This window comes from Pseudomonas sp. JUb52 (genome assembly GCF_004341115.1).
Lineage (GTDB): Bacteria > Pseudomonadota > Gammaproteobacteria > Pseudomonadales > Pseudomonadaceae > Chryseomonas > Chryseomonas oryzihabitans.
In genome coordinates this window covers 23,796-45,141 of the sequence record NZ_SLYS01000018.1, presented here as the reverse complement: position 1 = coordinate 45,141, position 21,346 = coordinate 23,796, and the positions used below count along the sequence as shown (strand labels likewise).

Below are 21,346 nucleotides of genomic sequence, written 5' to 3'. Positions count from 1 at the left end.
GGGACTAGATCGCGCCAGCAATCTCTATTAGGTCGCGGTTTTAGGGGCAATTGAGAGAATTGATGGCCGCAACGTCTGTCTTGCCCTAGAGTCAAAGGCAGAAGACTCATATAGCGTTACAGACGATGTCTGCCGTGGGCCAGGCTTTGTGTAGTAACTTACCGGTCACTGCCGGTTTCGCTTCGAACGGTTTACCCACGAAACCGGCGCAGAGGGTAGTCAATTGAACGACATGGCAAAGAATCTGATCCTGTGGCTGATCATCGCCGCGGTGCTCGTCACCGTGATGAACAACTTCTCCAGCCCCAACGAACCCCAGACGCTCAACTACTCCGACTTCATCCAGCAGGTGAAGGACGGGCAGATCGAGAGCGTGACCGTGGATGGCTATGTCATCACCGGCAAGCATCGTGATGGCGATCCCTTCAAGACCATCCGTCCGGCGATCCAGGACAATGGCCTGATCGGCGACCTGGTCAACAACAGCGTCACCATCACCGGTAAGCAGCCCGAGCAGCAGAGCATCTGGACTCAGTTGCTGGTGGCCAGCTTCCCGATCCTGGTGATCATCGCCGTGTTCATGTTCTTCATGCGCCAGATGCAGGGAGGCGCCGGCGGTCGCGGCGGTCCCATGAGCTTTGGCAAGAGCAAGGCGCGACTGTTGTCGGAAGACCAGGTCAAGACCACCTTCGCCGACGTCGCCGGTTGCGACGAAGCCAAGGAAGAGGTTACCGAACTGGTCGAATTCCTCCGCGATCCGGGCAAGTTCCAGCGTCTGGGCGGCCGCATTCCCCGTGGCGTGCTGATGGTCGGCTCGCCGGGTACCGGCAAGACGCTGCTGGCCAAGGCCGTGGCGGGCGAAGCCAAGGTACCTTTCTTCACCATTTCCGGTTCGGACTTCGTCGAGATGTTCGTCGGTGTCGGCGCCAGCCGTGTCCGTGACATGTTCGACCAGGCCAAGAAGCACGCGCCCTGCATCATCTTCATCGACGAGATCGATGCGGTCGGTCGCCACCGTGGCAATGGCATGGGCGGTGGTCACGACGAGCGCGAGCAGACCCTGAACCAGTTGCTGGTGGAGATGGATGGCTTCGAGATGAACGATGGCATCATCGTCATCGCCGCCACCAACCGTCCGGACGTCCTCGACCCCGCCCTGCTGCGTCCCGGTCGCTTCGACCGCCAGGTGGTGGTCGGTCTGCCGGACATCCGCGGTCGCGAGCAGATCCTCAAGGTGCACATGCGCAAGGTGCCGGTCGGCGAGCGCGTCGACGCCGGCGTCATCGCCCGCGGTACCCCGGGTTTCTCCGGTGCCGATCTGGCCAACCTGGTCAACGAGGCTTCGTTGTTCGCCGCCCGTGCCAACAAGCGCATCGTCGACATGCGTGAGTTCGAACTGGCCAAGGACAAGATCATGATGGGCGCCGAGCGCAAGACCATGGTCATGTCCGAGAAAGAGAAGCGCAACACGGCCTACCACGAGGCGGGTCACGCCATCGTCGGTCGCCTGGTGCCCGAACACGATCCGGTCTACAAGGTCTCCATCATTCCCCGCGGTCGCGCTCTGGGCGTGACCATGTTCCTCCCCGAGGAGGATCGCTACAGCCTGTCCAAGCGCGCGCTGGAAAGCCAGATCTGCTCGCTGTTCGGCGGTCGTATCGCCGAGGAGATGACCTTGGGCTTCGAGGGGGTGACCACTGGCGCCTCCAACGACATCATGCGCGCGACCTCCCTGGCGCGGAACATGGTCACCAAATGGGGCCTGTCTGAGAAGCTCGGCCCGCTGCTGTATGGCGAGGAAGAGAACGAAGGCTATCTGGGTCGCTCGGGTGGTGGCGGCGCCGGCAACATGTCGGGCGAGACCGCCAAGCAGATCGACCTGGAAATCCGCCGGATCATCGACGACTGCTATAGCACGGCCAAGCGCCTGCTGGACGAGAACCGCGACAAGCTCGAACTCATGGCCGATGCCCTGATGAAGTACGAGACCATCGATTCCGATCAGATCGACGACATCATGGCCGGCAAGGTCCCGCGTGAGCCGCGTGACTGGCATGACCGTGGCGGTCCCACTGGTGACGCTCCGGCGCCGCAGAGTGGTAGCGATCGTCCGGAAACCCCCATCGGTGGTCCAGCCGGAGAACACTGAAACACCCATGTTCAATCCGCTTCCTTCGACCCGATTGCCTTGCGGCAATCGGGTTCTTGTTTTTGACGCGCCCAAAGTCATGGGCATCCTCAACGTCACCCCCGACTCCTTTTCCGATGGTGGTCGCTATACGGCGGTCGAGAGCGCCCTGCGCCATGCGGAGGGGATGGTAGCGGCGGGTGCGGCCATCATCGATGTCGGGGGCGAGTCCACGCGCCCGGGGGCGCCCGCGGTATCCGAAGCGGAAGAACTCGATCGGGTCGTGCCGGTGATCGAGGCAATCGCCCGCGAGCTCGATGTCGTGATTTCCATGGATACCTCCACGCCCGCGGTCATGCGCGAAGGCGCCAGGGCGGGTGCCGGTCTGATCAATGACGTGCGCTCGCTGCGTCGGCCCGGCGCCCTCGAGACGGCGGCCGCGACCGATCTGGCGATCTGCCTGATGCACATGCGCGGCGAGCCCGGCACCATGCAGCAGGCGCCTGTTTATGCCGATGTTGCAGGCGAGGTGGGCGCCTTTCTCGCCGAGCAGGTCGCCCGCTGCGAAGCGGTCGGCATCTCTCGCCAGCGGCTGGTGCTGGATCCGGGCTATGGCTTCGCCAAGACCCTCGAGCACAACCTCGAACTGTTCAGGCGACAGGCCGAGTTGCTCGCCTTTGGGCTACCCTTGCTGGTAGGTGTCTCGCGCAAGAGCATGATCGGCGCGGTCACCGGGCAGCCCGTGGAAGGTCGTCTGGCGGGTGGTCTGGCTCTGGCGGCGCTGGCACTGGCCAAGGGTGCGCAGATTCTCAGGGTCCATGATGTGGCGGAAACGGTGGACGTGGTGAAGATGATCACCGCAGTCGAAGGCTTCAGGCAGGAACAGAACTGATGGCAAGAAAGTATTTTGGAACCGATGGCATTCGCGGCAAGGTCGGGACGTATCCCATCACCCCGGATTTCATGCTCAAGCTGGGCTGGGCGGCCGGTATCGCCTTTCGCAGCCGCGGTGGTTGCCGGGTGCTGGTCGGCAAGGACACCCGCAACTCGGGCTACATGTTCGAATCGGCACTGGAAGCCGGGCTGTCCGCCGCCGGTGCCGACGTCATGCTGCTCGGTCCCATGCCCACGCCGGGGATCGCCTACCTGACCCGGACCTTCCAGGCCAGCGCCGGCATCGTCATCAGTGCGTCACACAATCCCTACTACGACAATGGCATCAAGTTCTTTTCCGGCGCCGGCACCAAGCTGCCCGATGAACTCGAGACCATGATCGAGGAACTGCTCGATACGCCCATGACCGTGGTCGACTCGGCGCGTATCGGCAAGGTCTCGCGCATCAATGATGCCGCCGGTCGCTACATCGAGTTCTGCAAGAGCAGCGTGCCCACCGGGACCAGCTTCGCCGGCATGAAGATCGTGCTGGATTGCGCCAATGGCGCCACCTACAAGATCGCGCCCAGCGTCTTCCGCGAACTGGGGGCGGACGTCAGCGTGCTGGGCGTGCAGCCGGACGGGCTCAACATCAACAAAGATTGCGGCTCCACTCACCTGGAAGGGTTGCAGCAGGCAGTGCTCGACCAGCATGCCGACATTGGCATCGCCTTCGATGGCGACGGCGACCGGGTGCTGATGGTGGATCACACCGGGGCGGCGGTCGATGGCGACGAGCTGCTCTATCTCATCGCACGCGACCTCAAGCGCCGCGGCCGCCTCGAGGGTGGGGTGGTGGGTACCCTGATGAGCAATCTCGGTCTCGAGCTGGGCCTGGCCGAGCTGGATATTCCCTTCGTACGCGCCAAGGTCGGGGATCGCTATGTGATGGCCGAACTGCTGGAGCGCAACTGGGTACTGGGTGGCGAGAATTCCGGGCACGTGGTCTGCTGCCAGTACACCACCACCGGCGATGCCACCATCGCTGCGCTGCAGGTGCTGATCGCCCTGCGCAATGCCGGCCAGACCCTGGCCCAGGCGCGCATGGCGCTGCGCAAGTGCCCGCAGGTGCTGATCAACGTGAGATTCGGTGGCGGCCAGGATCCCCTGGAGCATCCACGGGTCAAGCAGGCCAGTGCCGAGGTGACCGAGAAGATGGCCGGCAAGGGGCGGGTGCTGCTGCGCAAATCCGGGACCGAGCCGCTGTTGCGGGTCATGGTCGAGGGTGAGAACGAACGAGAGGTGCGGGCCCATGCGGAAGCCCTGGCGCAGTTGATAACCGAGGTATGTGCTTGATTTGCTTGCATGCCTGTTTTCGATTGAGTAACATCTGCGCCCACTTCGCTCCCTGAGGTAAAACGCATGCGTCGTTCCCTGGTTGCCGGTAACTGGAAAATGCATGGCTCGCTGCAAGGCGTGTCGGCGCTGGTCGCAGGCTTGAAAGGGTTGGATGGCGCAGCGGGTGTCGATGTCGTGGTGATTCCGACATTGGTGCATCTGCCAGGGGTGGCTGAAGCGTTGGCGGAAACGTCGCTGATGGTGGGAGCCCAGACCTGTGCTCCCGTCGCGGGCGAGAAGGCTCTGACTGGCGAGGTGTCCTCGACCCAGTTGGCAGAGTTCGGTTGCCGCTACGTACTGGTGGGGCACTCCGAGCGACGTGCGCTGCTGGGTGAGGATGATGCGGTGGTGGCGAAGAAATTCGCGGCCATCCAGGAGGGCGGGATGATTCCCGTGCTCTGCGTCGGCGAAACCCGTGAAGAGCGGGAGGCCGAGCGCACTCTGGACGTGGTGGGTGGCCAGCTGAAGGCGGTCATCGATGCGGTTGGAGTGGCAGCGTTCGTCAATGCCGTCGTGGCCTACGAGCCGGTCTGGGCGATAGGTACGGGGCTCACGGCGACGCCGGAGCAGGCGCAAGAGGTTCATGCGGCGATTCGCGCCCTGGTGCGCGAGGCCGATGCTGGGGTCGCTGACGGCCTCCAGTTGTTGTATGGCGGCAGTGTCAAGGCCGCCAACGCTGCCGAGTTGTTCGGCATGCCGGATATCGATGGGGGGCTGGTGGGTGGAGCCTCCCTGAATGCTGAAGAGTTCAGTGCGATTTGCCGCGCTGCAGGACGTGGATAATGTTGGAAACTGCAGTTGTCGTGATCCACTTGCTGATGGCGCTTGGCCTGATCGTGCTGGTATTGATGCAGCAGGGCAAGGGTGCCGAAGCCGGTGCATCCTTTGGTGCGGGCGCCTCGGGTACCGTATTTGGTAGTCAAGGTTCTGCTACCTTTCTGAGTCGCTTTACTGCTATACTAGCCGCGGTTTTTTTCGCGACTAGCTTGGGTCTGGCGTACTTCGCCAAGAACCATGCGCTGAGTCTGCGTGAAGTGGGTCTGCCCACTCAGCCGGTCCAGCAGGCTCCTCAGCCGAAGCAGGATGGTAATGATGTTCCCCTGAGTCAGCCTCGCGCTGCTCAGGGTGGTACTTCCGGGGACGTGCCCCAGGAGTCCAAGTAGGTTTCAAAGGTTTCATGCCGAAGTGGTGGAATTGGTAGACACGCTATCTTGAGGGGGTAGTGGCCACAGGCTGTATGGGTTCGAGTCCCATCTTCGGCACCAAATAGCAAAGACGTCCTGCAGGACGCGGCGAGAGAGAGTAGGTTGACTCCTAGAGTTCAGTTGAATATAATCTCGCTCCAGCTTTGACGCGGGGTGGAGCAGTCTGGTAGCTCGTCGGGCTCATAACCCGAAGGTCGTTGGTTCAAATCCAGCCCCCGCAACCAGTTTTTTAAAGCCCCTTTATAGGGGCTTTTTGTTGGCTGGACAGTTCGGGTCGCGCTTTCTTGCGCAGACCTCTTAGGGATGGGCGTAATGCCCATTTTTTATTCTCAAAAAACGCGAGGCAACCAGGTGTCGAGCAAGCTAGAACAGTTGCAGGCCTTGCTGGCCCCCGTCGTCGAGGCGCTTGGCTATGTCTGCTGGGGTGTCGAGTACATCTCCCAAGGGCGGCATTCGCTACTGCGTGTCTATATCGATCATCCCAACGGCATTCTCGTCGAAGATTGCGAGGCCGTCAGTCGCCAGGTAAGTGGCGTACTCGATGTGGAAGATCCCATCACCAATGAATACACCCTCGAGGTGTCTTCCCCCGGTATGGATAGGCCGCTGTTCACGCTGGAGCAATTCGCTGCCCACGCCGGTGAACAGGTCAAGGTCAAACTTCGGTCGCCCTTCGAAGGGCGACGTAATTTCCAGGGTTTGCTGCGCGGTGTGGAAGACCAGGACGTCGTGGTGCAGGTGGACGAGCATGAGTATCTGCTGCCCATCGAGATGATCGACAAGGCCAACGTCGTTCCCCGTTTCGAGTGATTTGAGCGCGAGACCGCGGATCCCAAGGATTGCGAATACGAGGCGTAAGATGAGCAAAGAAGTTCTGCTGGTAGTGGAATCTGTTTCGAACGAGAAGGGTGTTCCACCCGGCGTCATCTTCGAGGCACTGGAGTTGGCTCTCGCCACGGCTACCAAGAAGCGCTACGAAGAAGATGTGGATCTGCGGGTGTCGATCAACCGACACAACGGCAGCTACGAAACCTTCCGTCGCTGGACCGTGGTGGAAGACGAAGACTATCAGCTGCCCGATTCGCATCTGACGGTGGAAGACGCCCAGGAAGAGCATCCCGGCGTCAAGGCCGGTGAAGTGATCGAAGAAAAGATCGAATCCATCGAATTCGGTCGGATCGCTGCCCAGACCGCCAAGCAGGTGATCGTGCAGAAGGTGCGCGAGGCCGAGCGGGCTCAGGTGGTGGACGCCTATCGCGAGAAGGTCGGCGAGATCATCTCCGGTACCGTCAAGAAGGTCACCCGTGACAGCGTGATCGTCGACCTGGGCAACAATGCCGAGGCGCTGCTGCCGCGCGAGCACATCATTCCCCGCGAGACCTTCCGCATGGGCGTGCGTCTGCGTGCCCTGCTCAAGGAAATCCGCACGGAGAACCGCGGTCCGCAGCTGATGCTGTCGCGTACCGATCCGCAGATGCTGATCGAGCTGTTCCGCATCGAGGTGCCGGAAATTTCCGAGCAACTGATCGATGTCATGGCCGCCGCCCGGGATCCGGGTTCGCGGGCCAAGATCGCCGTCCGTTCCAAGGACAAGCGCATCGATCCCCAGGGTGCCTGCATCGGCATGCGCGGTTCGCGCGTCCAGGCGGTATCCGGTGAACTGGGTGGCGAGCGGGTCGACATCGTCCTCTGGGACGACAATCCGGCGCAGTTCGTCATCAACGCCATGGCCCCGGCCGAAGTCGCTTCGATCATCGTCGACGAAGACAGCCGTACCATGGACATCGCCGTCGCCGAGGACAACCTGGCCCAGGCCATTGGCCGTGGCGGTCAGAACGTGCGCCTGGCCAGTCAGTTGACCGGCTGGACGCTCAACGTGATGACCGAGGCGGACATCAACGCCAAGCAGCAGGCCGAGACCGGCGACATCATCCAGCGCTTCATCGACGAGCTGGATGTCGACGAGGAGCTCGCGCAGGTACTGGTGGAAGAAGGCTTCACCTCCCTCGAGGAAGTGGCCTACGTGCCCATGGAAGAGATGCTCAACATCGATGGCTTCGACGAAGACATCGTCAACGAGCTGCGTACCCGGGCCAAGGATCGCCTGCTGACCCGGGCCATCGCGACCGAAGAACAGAAGAGCCCCAGCGAAGATCTGCTGACCCTCGACGGCATGGACCCCCAGCTCGCCAGCGCGCTGGCCCAGCGTGGCGTGGTGAATCGCGAAGAGCTCGCCGAGCAGTCGATCGACGACCTGCTCGACATCAACGGCATGACCGAAGAGCGTGCCGGCAAGCTGATCATGGCTGCCCGTGCCCATTGGTTCGAGTAAGCGGCGCAGTCTGAGGAGAGAAGTGCATGACGCAAGTCACGGTGAAAGAACTGGCCCAAACGGTCAATACGCCGGTGGAACGTCTGCTACAGCAGATGCGCGAGGCAGGTCTGACGCACAGCAGTGCTGAGCAACTGGTGAGCGATGCGGAGAAGCAGGCCCTGCTGACGCATCTCAAGGGGACGGCGCAGCTCGACGAGCCGAGCAAGATCACCCTGCAGCGCAAGACCCAGACCACGCTGAAAGTGGCCGGCAGCAAGACAGTCAGCGTCGAAGTGCGCAAGAAGAAGACCTTCGTCAAGCGCAGCACCGCTGAACTCGAGGCCGAACAGCGCCGCGAGCAGGAAGCCCAGCGCGCGGCCGACGAGGCTGCGGCCCAGGCACGTGCCGAGGAAGAAGCCCAGCGCGCCGCCGAAGCGGCTGCCCAGCAGCAGGCCGAAGCCGCTGCCCAGGCCGTGCAGCAGCAGGCGGTCGCCGCCGAGGCTGCGGCCCCTGCCGCGCCGGAAGCCCCGGCCGTGGTGGCCGAGCAGCAACCCGCTGCCGAGCCTGCTGCCGAGGTCAAGAAGGCGGACCCGGCCGGCGAGCGCAAGCGCGAAGAGCCGCGTCGTCCCGTGCATCCTGCGCCGAGCAGCAAGCGCGACGAAGACGAGCGTCGCGAGCGCAAGAACGCCCAACATCGCCCGTCGATCAAGGACAAGGTCGCAGCTCCCCGTACCGTGCGCAGTGGCGACGACGAGGAAGAAGGCTTTGGCCGGCGCGGTGGTCGCGGTGGCAAGTCGCGACTCAAGAAGCGAAACCAACACGGGTTCCAGAGCCCGACAGGACCTGTAGTGCGCGAAGTCAATCTAGGCGAGACCATCACCGTCTCTGAGCTTGCTCAGCAGATGTCGGTGAAGGCCGCCGAAGTCATCAAGTTCATGTTCAAGATGGGGTCTCCCGCCACCATCAACCAGGTGCTCGACCGCGAGACGGCGCAGCTGGTGGCCGAAGAGCTGGGCCACAAGGTCAAGCTGGTCAACGAGAACGCGCTGGAAGATCAACTGGCCGAATCCCTCAAGTTCGAGGGCGGCAAGGCCATGCACCGCGCGCCGGTGGTGACCGTCATGGGTCACGTCGACCACGGCAAGACCTCGCTGCTGGACTACATCCGTCGCGCCAAGGTCGCGTCGGGCGAAGCCGGTGGCATCACCCAGCACATCGGTGCCTACCACGTGGAAACCGAGCGTGGCATGGTGACCTTCCTGGATACCCCTGGCCACGCCGCGTTCACCGCGATGCGTGCCCGCGGTGCCAAGGCCACCGACATCGTCATCCTGGTCGTCGCGGCCGATGACGGCGTCATGCCGCAGACCGAGGAAGCCATCCAGCACGCCAAGGCGGCGGGTGTGCCCATCGTCGTGGCGGTCAACAAGATCGACAAGCCCGATGCCGACCCGGATCGCGTCAAGCATGATCTGGCCGGTCGTCAGGTGATTCCGGAAGAGTGGGGCGGCGACACCCAGTTCGTGCACGTCTCGGCCAAGGCCGGTACCGGCGTCGACGAACTGCTCGAAGCCATCCTGCTGCAGGCCGAGGTCCTGGAGCTGACCGCTACGCCGGAAGCACCCGGCCGCGGCGTGGTCATCGAATCGCGCCTGGACAAGGGTCGTGGTCCGGTGGCTACCGTGCTGGTGCAGAACGGTACCCTGCGTCAGGGCGACATGGCACTGGTCGGCGTCAACTTCGGCCGCATCCGCGCCATGCTCGACGAGAACGGCAAGCCGATCAAGGAAGCCGGTCCGTCCATCCCGGTCGAGATCCTTGGCCTGGACGGCACCCCGGATGCCGGTGACGAGCTCACCGTGCTGACCGACGAGAAGAAGGCCCGCGAAGTGGCGCTGTTCCGTCAGGGCAAGTTCCGCGAGATCAAGCTAGCCCGCGCTCACGCCGGCAAGCTCGAGAACATCTTCGAGAACATGGGTCAGGACGAGAAGAAGACCCTCAACATCGTGCTCAAGTCCGATGTGCGGGGCTCCCTCGAGGCGCTGCAGGGCTCGCTGTCCGGTCTGGGCAACGACGAAGTCCAGGTGCGCGTGGTCGGCGGTGGCGTCGGTGGTATCACCGAGAGCGATGCCAACCTGGCGCTGGCTTCCAATGCCGTGCTGTTCGGCTTCAACGTCCGGGCCGATGCCGGGGCGCGGAAGATCGTCGAGCAGGAAGGCCTCGACATGCGCTACTACAACGTCATCTACGACATCATCGAAGACGTGAAGAAGGCGCTGACCGGCATGCTGGGCAGTGACGTTCGGGAGAACATCCTGGGTATCGCCGAGGTGCGTGACGTCTTCCGTTCGCCCAAGTTCGGCGCCGTCGCCGGCTGCATGGTCACCGAGGGCATGGTGCACCGTAACCGTCCGATCCGCGTTCTGCGCGAAGACGTGGTCATCTTCGAAGGCGAGCTGGAATCCCTGCGTCGCTTCAAGGATGACGTGGCCGAAGTCCGTGCCGGCATGGAATGCGGTATCGGCGTGAAGAGCTACAACGACGTGCGCGTCGGCGACAAGATCGAGGTGTTCGAGAAGGTTCAGGTCGCCCGTTCGCTGTAACGACGACCCTGCACCAGGACGGCAGGTCGCGGACCTGGCAGAACCCTGCCAGGTCCGGACTTGCCGTTCGCGTTTCCAAGGTTCATGGCTGGCAGGCCTGGTGTCTGCGGCCTTTCGTACGAGAGTTTCGACATGGCCAAAGAATTCAGCCGTACCCAGCGCATCGGTGATCAGATGCAGCGTGAACTGGCACTGCTGATCCAGCGCGAGATCAAGGATCCGCGACTGGGCATGGTGACCATCACCGGCGTGGACGTCGCGCGCGACCTGTCCCATGCCAAGGTGCACATCACCGTCCTGGGCAAGGACGACGATGCCGACGCCATCAAGCAGAACATCGGCATCCTCAAGGACGCCGCCGGCTTCCTGCGCCAGCAGCTGGGCCGGGCGATGAAGCTGCGCACCGTTCCGCAGCTGAGCTTCCAGTACGACGAGAGCATCCGTCGCGGTGCCCAGCTGTCGGCCCTGATCGAGCGAGCGGTCGCCGAAGACCGTCGCCACGAAGGGGAGGAATAGGGGTGGCCCAGGTCAAGCGTATTCGCCGCCAGGTGCATGGCGTGCTGGTGCTGGACAAGCCGCGCGGCTTTTCCTCCAACGCCGCCCTGCAAAAGGTCCGCTGGCTGCTCAATGCCGAGAAGGCCGGACACACCGGTAGCCTGGATCCCCTGGCCACCGGCGTGCTGCCACTGTGCTTCGGCGAGGCCACCAAGTTCTCCCAGTACCTGCTGGATGCCGACAAGGGCTACAGCACCGTGGCGCAACTGGGCGTCACCACCACCACCGGCGATGCCGAGGGTGAAGTGCTGGAGCGACGGGCGGTCGCGGTCGATGAAGCGGCCATCCAGGCGGCACTGCCGGCCTTCCGCGGCCAGATAGAGCAGATTCCGCCGATGTATTCGGCGCTCAAGCGCGACGGTCAGCCGCTGTACAAGCTGGCGCGTGCCGGGGAAATAGTGGAGCGCGAGGCGCGTTCTGTTACTATTGCCCGTCTGGAACTGCTGGCGTTGCAGGAAGATCGCGCGACGCTGGAAGTGGCCTGCAGCAAGGGCACCTATGTGCGTACCCTGGTCGAAGACCTCGGCGCCCGTCTTGGCTGTGGTGCTCATGTGGCCGAGTTGCGCCGCACCCAGGCCGGCCCCTTTGGCCTGGCGCAGGCCATCAGCCTGGAAGAGCTGGAGGCGGCGCACGCCGAAGGCGGTTCCGAAGCGCTGGATCGCTTCCTGCTGCCGGTCGACAGTGGCCTGGAGCACTGGCCGCTGGTGCAGTTGACGCAGCATAGCGCCTACTACTGGTTGCACGGTCAGCCCGTTCGGGCGGCCAATGCACCGAAATTCGGCTTGATGCGGGTGCAGGACGACCAGGGTCGTTTCATCGGCATCGGCGAGATTGATGACGAGGGGCAGGTTGCTCCCCGTAGACTGATTCGGTCCTAGACCGATACCGAGGGTGGCTGTCAGCAGGCACGGTCACACCTCTTTCCTTAAGCACGGGATCCATCCCGGCCTGTTCCTCAGAGGAGCCCTATCATGGCACTGAGCGTTGAAGACAAAGCCCAGATCGTAAACGAGTTCAAGCAGAGCGAAGGCGACACCGGTTCCCCGGAAGTGCAGGTTGCCCTGCTGTCCGCCAACATCGACAAGCTGCAAGGTCACTTCAAGGCCAACGGCAAAGATCACCACAGCCGTCGTGGTCTGATCCGCATGGTCAACCAGCGTCGTAAGCTGCTGGACTACCTGAAGTCCAAGGACACCTCTCGTTACAGCGCACTGATCGCTCGCCTGGGCCTGCGTCGTTAATACGATGCAGACCTGCTGCAAGCAGTCTGAAGCTGGAGGTCGGCTCGCGCCGGCCTCCGGCTTTTTTGCTTGAGAGGCCGACAGAATCGGCCTGCGTCACCTGGAGATCAGCGAGGGTCCGAATCCCTCTGGTCGCCCCCGTTTCCCCCAAGGCAATAAAGAGAAGGAAAGACTGTGAATCCAGTAATCAAGCAATTCAAGTTCGGTGAGCAGACCTTCACCCTGGAAACCGGCCGCATCGCGCGCCAGGCGACCGGTGCCGTGCTGGTCTCCACCGAAGACGTCAGCGTACTGGTCACCGTGGTCGGTGCCAAGCAGCCCGCCGTCGGCAAGGACTTCTTCCCGCTGTCCGTGCACTACCAGGAGAAGACCTACGCCGCTGGCCGCATCCCCGGTGGCTACTTCAAGCGTGAAGGCCGTCCTTCCGAGAAGGAAACCCTGACCTCGCGCCTGATCGATCGCCCGATCCGCCCGCTGTTCCCCGAAGGCTTCCTCAACGAAGTCCAGGTGGTCTGCACCGTGGTCAGCACCAACAAGAAGTCCGATCCGGACATCGCCGCCATGATCGGCACCTCCGCCGCCCTGGCCATCTCCGGCATCCCCTTCGCCGGCCCCATCGCCGCTGCGCGCGTGGGCTACCACAGTGAACTGGGCTACCTGCTGAACCCCAGCTACGAGCAGCTGCAGAGCTCCAGCCTGGACATGGTCGTGGCCGGTACCCGTGACGCCGTGCTGATGGTGGAATCCGAAGCCGACGAGCTGACCGAAGACCAGATGCTGGGTGGCGTGCTGTTCGCCCACGAAGAATTCCAGGTGGCTATCGAGGCCATCAGCCAGTTCGCCGCCGAAGCCGGCAAGCCGACCTGGAACTGGCAGGCACCCGCCGAGAACACCGCCCTGGTCGAGGCCGTCAAGGCCGAGGTCGGCGAGGCCGTGTCCCGTGCCTACACCATCACCATCAAGCAGGATCGCTATGCGGCCCTGGGCGCCCTGCGTGACCAGGCCATCGCCAAGCTGGCCGGCGAAAACGGCCAGTACAGCGAAGCCGAGGTCAAGGAGACCTTCGGTCTGCTGGAATACCGCACCGTGCGCCAGAACATCGTCGACGGCAAGCCGCGTATCGACGGCCGCGACACCCGCACCGTTCGCCCGCTGCAGATCGAAGTCGGCACCCTGAAGAAGACTCACGGTTCGGCGCTGTTCACCCGTGGCGAAACCCAGGCCCTGGTCACCGCGACCCTGGGTACCGCCCGCGATGCCCAGCTGCTGGACACCCTGGAAGGCGAGCGTCGTGACAGCTTCATGCTGCACTACAACTTCCCGCCCTTCTCGGTCGGCGAGTGCGGCCGCATGGGCAGCCCGGGCCGTCGCGAGATCGGTCACGGCCGTCTGGCCCGCCGTGGCATCCAGGCCATGCTGCCGACCCAGGAAGCCTTCCCCTACAGCATCCGCGTGGTTTCCGAGATCACCGAGTCCAACGGCTCCAGCTCCATGGCCTCGGTCTGCGGTGCCTCCCTGGCGCTGATGGACGCCGGTGTGCCGGTCAAGGCCCCGGTGGCCGGTATCGCCATGGGTCTGGTCAAGGAAGGCGAGAAGTTCGCCGTCCTGACCGACATCCTGGGTGACGAAGATCACCTGGGCGACATGGACTTCAAGGTGGCCGGTACCGCCAAGGGCGTTACCGCCCTGCAGATGGACATCAAGATCAACGGCATCACCGAAGAGATCATGGAGATCGCCCTGGAGCAGGCGCTGGAAGCGCGTCTGAACATCCTGGGTCAGATGAACCAGGTGATCTCCGAATCGCGTGCCGAGCTGTCGGAAAACGCCCCGACCATGTTGGCGATGAAGATCGACCAGGACAAGATCCGCGACGTGATCGGCAAGGGTGGCGCCACCATCCGCGGTATCTGCGAAGAGACCAAGGCTTCGATCGACATCGAGGACGACGGCACCATCAAGATCTACGGCGAGACCCGCGAAGCGGCTGAAGCGGCCAAGCAGCGCGTCCTGGGCATCACTGCCGAGGCCGAGATCGGCAAGATCTACGTCGGCAAGGTGGAGCGCATCGTCGACTTCGGCGCCTTCGTCAACATCCTGCCGGGCAAGGACGGTCTGGTGCACATCTCGCAGATCAGCGATCAGCGCATCGAGAAGGTCACCGACGTGCTGAAGGAAGGTCAGGAAGTGAAGGTGCTGGTGCTGGACGTGGACAACCGCGGTCGCATCAAGCTGTCGATCAAGGACGTGGCGGCGGCGGAAGCCTCCGGCGTCTGAGACGACCCTGCATGAGAAAAACCCGGCCTCGGCCGGGTTTTTTCGTTTCGGGTGGCGGTGCCGGAGACCTTTGTAGCGCGGCCATACCGGTGCACCGCAGCGACCGCTTCTACAGGGGTGGTGCAACTGTCCTCTCGCTATAGGAATACACCCGTAGCGTGGAAAACGGCGCAGCCTTTTCCACTTCAGACGTCGTAGCAAGGGCGCGCCCTCACCCCAACCCTCTCCCGAAGGGAAAGGGGGCTATCCGAGCCGGCATTAGCCCCGGCAAGATCGCGATACACCGGCGTGCCTCCCGCTGTAGGAGTGAGCCATGGCCGCGATTGGCCCAGGCATTACGCCTTCTCGCGAATCCATTCGATGAAGCTGCGCACCTTGGGCACCTCGGCCATCTGTTCCGGATAGGCCAGCCAGTAGGCGTGGGGGCTGGCCAGGCGGTGCGGCCAGGCGAGCACCAGGCGGCCGGAGGCCAGTTCTTCGGCCACCAGGAATTCCGGCAGCAGCGCCACGCCGCAGCCTTCCTGGGCGGCGCGGGCGCAGAGGGTAAAGGTGTCGAAGCGCGGTCCGTGATGGCTGTGCACCTCCTCGCGCCCGAGGCTGGCGTACCAGTCGTGCCAGGATTCCGGGCGGGTGGTGTTCTGCAGCAGCACGAAGTCCACCAGCTGCTCGGGGCCGGCGATCCCCTCGGCGGGCAGCAGATCCGGCGCGCAGACCGCGACCATGTGCTCGTGCAGCAGCAATTCGCACTCGGCACCCGGCCAGCTGCCGTGGCCATAGAACAGCGCCACGTCATGGCGCGGATCGCGGAAGTCCACCGGTTCCAGGGCGCTGGAGACGTCCAGGTGGATGTTGGGAAAGCGCAGGCGCCAGCCCTTCAGCCGCGGCACCAGCCAGCGTTCGCCAAAGGTCGGCGGGGTGGCCACGCGCAGCACCTCGGTCTCGCCGCCATAGGACCTCAGGTAGCGCGCCGACATCTCCAGCTGGTTGAGGATCTTGTCCACCTCGGCCAGGTAGAGCGCGCCCGCGGGCGTGAGTTGCAGGCGACGGCGGACCCGGCGAAAGAGGCTGTGCTGCAGCAGGTCCTCGAGCTGGGCGACCTGCTTGCTGACGGCGCTCTGGGTCAGGGCCAGTTCGTCGGCCGCGCGGGTAAAGCTCAGGTGACGCGCGACCGCCTCGAAGCACTGCATGGCGGTGATGGACGGCAGGTGGCGACGTTGCATGAGCGGACTCGCGGCATGAAAAAAGGGAATGATATGCCGAGCAAAGGTCGGTTGTCCGGCGCCGCTGGGCTGACCATACTCAGGGACGATTCCCACTCTGCGGAGACCTCAGCATGAGCAAGGCCCTGTTGGAACGCCTCGGCGTTCCTGCCCAGCACTACACCCAAGGCGAGCACCGGGTGCATTCCCCCATCGATGGCAGCCAACTGGGCAGCGTCGCCCTGGAAAGCGCCGCCGAGGTGGAGCAGAAGATCTCCCGTGCCGAGCGGGCCTTCCAGGCCTGGCGGGCGGTGCCGGCGCCGCGTCGTGGCGAACTGGTGCGGCTGCTCGGTGAAGAGCTGCGCGCGCACAAGGCCGATCTGGGCGAGCTGGTGTCCTGGGAAGCTGGCAAGATCACCCAGGAAGGCCTGGGCGAAGTCCAGGAGATGATCGACATCTGCGACTTCGCCGTTGGCCTGTCGCGTCAGCTCTATGGTCTGACCATTGCCTCCGAGCGCCCCGGTCATCACATGCGCGAATCCTGGCAGCCGCTGGGTGTGGTGGGCATCATCAGTGCCTTCAACTTCCCGGTGGCGGTCTGGTCGTGGAACGCCGCCCTGGCCCTGGTCTGTGGCAATCCGGTGATCTGGAAGCCCTCGGAAAAGACCCCGCTGACCGCCCTGGCCTGCCAGGCGCTGTTCGAGAAGGCCCTGGCGCGCTTTGGCGATGCCCCGGCCGATCTGAGTCAGGTCATCGTTGGCGATCGCGCCGCCGGTGAAGCCCTGGTGGACGATCCGCGGGTGGCACTGGTGAGCGCCACGGGTAGCACCCGCATGGGTCGCGAGGTAGGACCCCGGGTTGCGGCGCGCTTCGGCCGCAGCATCCTCGAACTGGGCGGCAACAATGCCATGATCCTCGCACCGAGCGCCGATCTGGACATGGCGGTGCGTGCCATCCTATTCAGCGCCGTCGGCACCGCCGGCCAGCGCTGCACCACCCTGCGCCGGTTGATCGCCCATCGTTCGGTCAAGGACGAGATCGTCGCCCGACTCAAGACCGCCTATGCCAAAGTCCGCATCGGTCACCCGCTGGAAAGCAATCTGATCGGTCCGCTGATCGACGCGGCCAGTTTCCAAGCCATGCAGGGCGCGCTGGAGCAAGCGCGTGGCGAGGGAGGGGTGGTCTATGGCGGCGAGCGTCAGCTGGCCGACCGGTATCCCGAGGCCTACTACGTGGCACCGGCCATCGTCGAGATGCCCGAGCAGAGCGAGGCGGTGCGCCACGAGACCTTCGCGCCCATCCTCTATGTGCTGACCTATGACGATTTCGACGAGGCGGTGGCACTGAACAACGCCGTGCCCCAAGGCCTGTCGTCCTGCATCTTCACCACCGACGTGCGCGAGGCCGAGGCCTTCATGTCGGCGACCGGCAGCGACTGCGGCATCGCCAACGTCAACATCGGGCCGAGCGGCGCCGAGATCGGTGGCGCCTTCGGTGGCGAAAAGGAAACCGGTGGTGGTCGCGAATCCGGCTCCGATGCCTGGAAGGCCTACATGCGTCGCCAGACCAACACCGTCAATTATTCCCGCCAGCTGCCGCTGGCCCAGGGCATCGTCTTCGACTGAGTGGATCCGCCAGGAGCGCAGAGAATGCAGTTGCGTGAGGAGTGCCTGTGGGAGCGGCTGTATCCGGCGGTGCCGGGTGCACCGCTGCAGGGCGAGCGTGACACCGAGGTCTGCGTTATCGGCGGTGGTTACACCGGGCTGTCCACCGGCCTGCACCTGGCGCAGGCCGGGCGGCGGGTGGTGGTGCTGGAGGCCCATGGCGTCGGCCATGGCGGCTCGGGGCGCAATGTCGGGCTGGTCAATGCCGGCATGTGGATCCCGCCGGACGAGGCGGTGGCCACTTTGGGAGCGGAGGTCGGCGAACGTCTGCTGGGGGTGATGGGCGATGCGCCGAGTCAGGTGTTCGCCCTCATCGAGCGCTATGGCATCGACTGCCAGCCGCGCCGCGCCGGCACCCTGCACATGGCGCACAGCGCCAAGGGCCTGGCCGATCTCGGCCAGCGTGCCGAGCAATGGCAGCGCCGCGGCGCCCGGGTCGAGCTGCTGGAAGGCGAAGCCTGCTACAGCGCCTGCGGGACGCGCGACATCAGTGGTGCGCTGCTCGATCATCGCGCCGGTACCCTGGTGCCTATGGGCTATGCCCTGGGTCTGGCCAGGGCGCTGCGCCAGGAAGGCGGCGAGTTGTTCGAGCGGAGTTCGGTGCAGCGCCTGCAGCGGATCGGTGAGCGCTGGCAGGTGGAAACCCCCCAGGGGCGGGTCACCGCCGACCAGGTGGTGATCGCCTCCAACGCCTACACCGAAGGCGAATGGACCACCCTGCGCAAGCAATTCTTCCCGGGCTACTACTACCAGGTGGCCTCGCGGCCCCTTGGCCCGGAGGCGGACTTCATCCTGCCCCAGGGGCGTGGTTCCTGGGATACCCGGACGGTGCTCAGCAGCATCCGCCGCGATGCCGATGGCCGTCTGCTGCTGGGCAGTCTCGGCAACATGGCGGGACGGCCGGCCGGCTTCATCCGCGCCTGGGCCGATCGCATCCAGCGCCACTATTTCCCCGCGCTCGGACGGGTCGAGTGGGAGTGCAGCTGGACGGGCCGCATCGGCTTCACCCCCGATCATCTGATGCGACTGTTCGAACCGGCGCCGGGCCTGCTGGCGGTGACCGGCTACAACGGACGCGGGGTCACCACGGGCACGGTGGTGGGGCAGGCCTTTGCCCGCTATCTGTGCAGTGGCGATCGCCACGACCTGCCGCTGCCCCTGGCGTCGCTGGATGCCAATCCGGTCGGCCAGTGGCGCCGCCTCATGTACGAAGCCGGCTTCACCCTCTATCACGCCGGGCAATGCCTGCGCGTGGTGCTCTAGCGACCCGCCATACCTGCTGTCACCGGCCCTCGAGCCGGGCGATGACGCGCCGAAGCGGCCGATTTGCGCATCCCGACCTGTGCAAGTCGGCCGCTTTTTTCTGACTGTTCACCACCGCCAGTAGGCCGAAAGAACGGCAGATCCGCCCGGGGCCTGCGACCGCAGGATCATGGTTACTTTAGTGGCACAGTGTGGGGCCGGTGTTACGTTTTGGTGCGAAACAGGTGCAACCGGGTTGCTATCTGGTAACAAACCGCTGGGTTTCAACGCTCCCGCTGCTACCGCTTCGCCGAATCATCCAGACTAATGAGCCGCTTACGACAAAGGTCTAAAGGGCGGTCCGCTCCACTGGCTGCGGCCCTCGCCACAGGTTGTCGGCGGTTTTGGCCCATCACGGTGGCGGCAAATGGCCTTTGCGCCCGGTACACAACTGAGTGATGGCACAGGCTTTGCTCCGGCGAAAAGGCCAACCACCCTCTGGAGCAAACCTCCCATGTCGAAGATTTACAGAAAAGGCATTCTGGCTCTCGCTATCGGTTCTGCGTTCACTCTCTCCTCCCTGGCGCATGCCGACATCGTGATCGGTGTTGCCGGTCCCTATACCGGGGCCAGCGCCGCCTATGGCGAGCAGTTCTGGAAGGGGGCTACCCAGGCCGCGGCGGACATCAACGCCGCCGGTGGCATCAATGGCGAGAAGATCAAGCTGGTGCAGGGCGACGACGCCTGCGAGCCCAAGCAGGCCGTAGCCGTGGCCAACCGCCTGGTGGACTCCGAGAAGGTCAAGGCCGTGATCGGCCACTTCTGCTCCTCCAACACCATGCCCGCCTCGGAGATCTACGACGAAGCCGGCATCATCTCCATCACCCCGGCGTCCACCAACCCCAAGATCACCGAGCGTGGCCTGACCGGCGTGTTCCGCATGTGCGGTCGTGACGACCAGCAGGGCATCGTCGCCGGCGACTACATTGTCGATACCCTCAAGGCCAAGAAGGTCGCCATCATCCACGACAAGGACACCTACGGTCAGGGCCTGGCCGACGCCACCAAGGCGCAGCTCAACAAGCGCGGCGTGAAAGAGGTGCTCTACGAAGGCCTGACCCGCGGCGAGAAGGACTTCAACTCCCTGGTCACCAAGATCCGCGCCTCCGGCGCCGACGTGGTCTACTTCGGCGGCCTGCATCCCGAAGCCGGTCCGCTGGTTCGTCAGATGCGCGAGCAGGGCGTGACCGCCAAGTTCGTCTCCGGCGACGGCATCGTCTCCGCCGACTTGGTCACCACCGCCGGTGGCGCCCAGTACACCAAGGGCGTGCTGATGACCTTCGGCGCCGACCCGCTGCAGAACCCCGCCGGCAAGACCGTGGTGGAAACCCTGCGCAAGTCCGGCTACGAGCCCGAGGGCTACACCCTCTACTCCTACGCCTCGCTGCAGGCCGTGGCTGCTGCTTTCAACGGTATCAAGGGCACTGATGGCGCCAAGGCCGCCGAGTGGCTGAAGTCCCACAGCGTCAACACCGTTCTGGGTGAGAAGAGCTGGGACAGCAAGGGCGACCTCAAGGTCTCCGACTACGTGATGTACGAATGGGACGACAAGGGCAAGTACCAACAGCTGCCCTGATCCTCGCGTGAATCCGCCCGCCGCCGCCTCGTCTCCGCCCCAGGACGAGGTGGCGGCCGGCGGCCCTCGTCATCCATCCAGCGCGAGACTGCAAACGTGGACGGTATCTTCCTGCAACAACTGGTCAACGGCCTGACCCTGGGCTCGGTCTACGGACTCATCGCCATCGGCTACACCATGGTCTATGGCATCATCGGCATGATCAACTTCGCCCATGGCGACGTGTACATGGTGTCGGCCTATCTCGCCGCCATCGGCATCGCCCTGCTGAGCGTGTTCGGCCTGCATTCCTTCCCGGTGCTGATCCTCGGCACCCTTATCTTCACCGTGGTGGTCACCTCCGTGTACGGCTGGGCCATCGAGCGGATCGCCTACAAGCCGCTGCGCAATTCCACGCGCCTGGCGCCGCTGATCTCGGCCATCGGCATGTCGCTGATCCTGCAGAACTACGTGCAGCTCGCTCAGGGCGCGCGCCAGCAGGGGGTACCGACGCTGCTCGACGGCGCCCTGCGCCTGCACATCGGCGAAGGCTTCGTGATCATCACCTACACCAAGATCTTCATCATCCTGGCCTCCATCATCGGCATGGGCCTGCTCACCTACGTGATCCAGAAGACCACCCTCGGCCGCATGTGCCGGGCCACCCAGCAGGATCGCAAGATGGCGCAGATCCTCGGCATCAACACCGACCGGGTGATCTCCTACGTCTTCATCATCGGCGCGGCCATGGCGGCGCTGGCCGGGGTGCTCATCACCCTCAACTACGGCACCTTCGACTTCTATGCCGGCTTCATCATCGGCATCAAGGCCTTTACCGCGGCGGTGCTCGGCGGCATCGGCTCGCTGCCCGGCGCCATGCTCGGCGGCATCATCCTCGGCATCTCCGAAGCCCAGTTCGCCAGCCTGGTGAACTCGGACTACAAGGACGTCTTCAGCTTCTCGCTGCTGGTGGCGATCCTGATCTTTAGGCCCCAGGGGCTGCTCGGCAAACCCCAGGTCACGAAGGTGTAA

General features: G+C 64.1%; 17 protein-coding genes and 2 tRNA genes. 18 read left to right on the top strand and 1 reads right to left on the bottom strand.

What is annotated here, in order from left to right; genetic code table 11:
• The first annotated feature begins 232 nt into the window (after positions 1-232).
• The 14 genes from ftsH (at position 233) to pnp (ending at position 14,594) form a co-directional block, all read left to right on the top strand.
• On the top strand, positions 233-2,149 hold the full coding sequence (ftsH, locus tag EC839_RS22195) for an ATP-dependent zinc metalloprotease FtsH (protein WP_007162655.1): 1,917 nt from the start codon (positions 233-235) through the stop codon (positions 2,147-2,149).
• A 7-nt stretch (positions 2,150-2,156) separates the two neighbouring features.
• Positions 2,157-3,020: a dihydropteroate synthase gene (folP, locus tag EC839_RS22190; RefSeq protein ID WP_039976381.1), complete on the top strand. Its 864-nt coding sequence runs from the start codon at positions 2,157-2,159 to the stop codon at positions 3,018-3,020.
• Positions 3,020-4,357: a phosphoglucosamine mutase gene (glmM, locus tag EC839_RS22185; RefSeq protein WP_007162653.1), complete on the top strand. Its 1,338-nt coding sequence runs from the start codon at positions 3,020-3,022 to the stop codon at positions 4,355-4,357. Before folP ends, glmM begins: the two co-directional genes overlap by 1 nt.
• A gap of 66 nt (positions 4,358-4,423) precedes the next feature.
• Positions 4,424-5,182 (top strand): triose-phosphate isomerase, encoded by a 759-nt coding sequence (gene tpiA / locus EC839_RS22180; protein WP_080568408.1) that lies wholly within the window; start codon positions 4,424-4,426, stop codon positions 5,180-5,182.
• A complete protein-coding gene (gene secG / locus EC839_RS22175) occupies positions 5,182-5,562 on the top strand; it encodes a preprotein translocase subunit SecG (protein WP_007162651.1) in 381 nt (126 codons plus the stop codon). Before tpiA ends, secG begins: the two co-directional genes overlap by 1 nt.
• 16 nt (positions 5,563-5,578) lie before the next feature.
• Positions 5,579-5,664 (top strand) — tRNA-Leu (locus EC839_RS22170).
• A gap of 87 nt (positions 5,665-5,751) precedes the next feature.
• Positions 5,752-5,828: transfer RNA gene (locus tag EC839_RS22165), tRNA-Met, on the top strand.
• 127 nt (positions 5,829-5,955) lie between these two features.
• Positions 5,956-6,414, top strand: a complete 459-nt coding sequence (rimP, locus tag EC839_RS22160; protein WP_007162650.1) for a ribosome maturation factor RimP — start codon at positions 5,956-5,958, stop codon at positions 6,412-6,414.
• Between the two features lie 49 nt (positions 6,415-6,463).
• Entirely contained in the window at positions 6,464-7,936 is a 1,473-nt protein-coding gene (gene nusA / locus EC839_RS22155) for a transcription termination factor NusA (RefSeq protein ID WP_007162649.1), read from the top strand.
• 26 nt (positions 7,937-7,962) lie between these two features.
• Entirely contained in the window at positions 7,963-10,521 is a 2,559-nt protein-coding gene (gene infB / locus EC839_RS22150; protein WP_007162648.1) for a translation initiation factor IF-2, read from the top strand.
• Positions 10,522-10,653: 132 nt separating this feature from the next.
• Positions 10,654-11,037: a 30S ribosome-binding factor RbfA gene (gene rbfA, locus EC839_RS22145; protein ID WP_007162647.1), complete on the top strand. Its 384-nt coding sequence runs from the start codon at positions 10,654-10,656 to the stop codon at positions 11,035-11,037.
• A gap of 2 nt (positions 11,038-11,039) precedes the next feature.
• Entirely contained in the window at positions 11,040-11,954 is a 915-nt protein-coding gene (truB, locus tag EC839_RS22140) for a tRNA pseudouridine(55) synthase TruB (protein WP_007162646.1), read from the top strand.
• Between the two features lie 93 nt (positions 11,955-12,047).
• Positions 12,048-12,317 (top strand): 30S ribosomal protein S15, encoded by a 270-nt coding sequence (rpsO, locus tag EC839_RS22135; protein ID WP_007162645.1) that lies wholly within the window; start codon positions 12,048-12,050, stop codon positions 12,315-12,317.
• A 174-nt stretch (positions 12,318-12,491) separates the two neighbouring features.
• Positions 12,492-14,594, top strand: coding sequence for a polyribonucleotide nucleotidyltransferase (pnp, locus tag EC839_RS22130; RefSeq protein ID WP_007162644.1), 2,103 nt, complete (start codon positions 12,492-12,494; stop codon positions 14,592-14,594).
• Between the two features lie 335 nt (positions 14,595-14,929).
• Here the strand turns inward: pnp and EC839_RS22125 are convergent, their stop codons facing one another.
• A complete protein-coding gene (locus EC839_RS22125) occupies positions 14,930-15,814 on the bottom strand; it encodes a LysR substrate-binding domain-containing protein (protein ID WP_007162643.1) in 885 nt (294 codons plus the stop codon).
• Positions 15,815-15,927: 113 nt separating this feature from the next.
• On the opposite strand from EC839_RS22125, the gene EC839_RS22120 reads away from it, so the two are divergent.
• From EC839_RS22120 to EC839_RS22105, 4 genes are all read left to right on the top strand, one after another.
• Positions 15,928-17,418, top strand: coding sequence for an aldehyde dehydrogenase family protein (locus EC839_RS22120; RefSeq protein ID WP_007162642.1), 1,491 nt, complete (start codon positions 15,928-15,930; stop codon positions 17,416-17,418).
• A gap of 24 nt (positions 17,419-17,442) precedes the next feature.
• On the top strand, positions 17,443-18,720 hold the full coding sequence (locus tag EC839_RS22115) for an FAD-binding oxidoreductase (protein WP_007162641.1): 1,278 nt from the start codon (positions 17,443-17,445) through the stop codon (positions 18,718-18,720).
• Between the two features lie 493 nt (positions 18,721-19,213).
• Positions 19,214-20,335 (top strand): branched-chain amino acid ABC transporter substrate-binding protein, encoded by a 1,122-nt coding sequence (locus tag EC839_RS22110; protein WP_007162640.1) that lies wholly within the window; start codon positions 19,214-19,216, stop codon positions 20,333-20,335.
• Positions 20,336-20,431: 96 nt separating this feature from the next.
• A complete protein-coding gene (locus EC839_RS22105; protein ID WP_007162639.1) occupies positions 20,432-21,346 on the top strand; it encodes a branched-chain amino acid ABC transporter permease in 915 nt (304 codons plus the stop codon).

What these genes read in the sequence shown, in the direction of transcription:
- ftsH (WP_007162655.1), top strand. Translation starts at nt 233, where the DNA reads ATGGCAAAGAATCTGATCCTGTGGCTGATCATCGCCGCGGTGCTCGTC.
- folP (WP_039976381.1), top strand. Translation starts at nt 2,157, where the DNA reads ATGTTCAATCCGCTTCCTTCGACCCGATTGCCTTGCGGCAATCGGGTT.
- glmM (WP_007162653.1), top strand. Translation starts at nt 3,020, where the DNA reads ATGGCAAGAAAGTATTTTGGAACCGATGGCATTCGCGGCAAGGTCGGG.
- tpiA (WP_080568408.1), top strand. Translation starts at nt 4,424, where the DNA reads ATGCGTCGTTCCCTGGTTGCCGGTAACTGGAAAATGCATGGCTCGCTG.
- secG (WP_007162651.1), top strand. Translation starts at nt 5,182, where the DNA reads ATGTTGGAAACTGCAGTTGTCGTGATCCACTTGCTGATGGCGCTTGGC.
- nusA (WP_007162649.1), top strand. Translation starts at nt 6,464, where the DNA reads ATGAGCAAAGAAGTTCTGCTGGTAGTGGAATCTGTTTCGAACGAGAAG.
- infB (WP_007162648.1), top strand. Translation starts at nt 7,963, where the DNA reads ATGACGCAAGTCACGGTGAAAGAACTGGCCCAAACGGTCAATACGCCG.
- rbfA (WP_007162647.1), top strand. Translation starts at nt 10,654, where the DNA reads ATGGCCAAAGAATTCAGCCGTACCCAGCGCATCGGTGATCAGATGCAG.
- rpsO (WP_007162645.1), top strand. Translation starts at nt 12,048, where the DNA reads ATGGCACTGAGCGTTGAAGACAAAGCCCAGATCGTAAACGAGTTCAAG.
- EC839_RS22125 (WP_007162643.1), bottom strand. Translation starts at nt 15,814, where the DNA reads ATGCAACGTCGCCACCTGCCGTCCATCACCGCCATGCAGTGCTTCGAG.
- EC839_RS22120 (WP_007162642.1), top strand. Translation starts at nt 15,928, where the DNA reads ATGAGCAAGGCCCTGTTGGAACGCCTCGGCGTTCCTGCCCAGCACTAC.
- EC839_RS22115 (WP_007162641.1), top strand. Translation starts at nt 17,443, where the DNA reads ATGCAGTTGCGTGAGGAGTGCCTGTGGGAGCGGCTGTATCCGGCGGTG.
- EC839_RS22110 (WP_007162640.1), top strand. Translation starts at nt 19,214, where the DNA reads ATGTCGAAGATTTACAGAAAAGGCATTCTGGCTCTCGCTATCGGTTCT.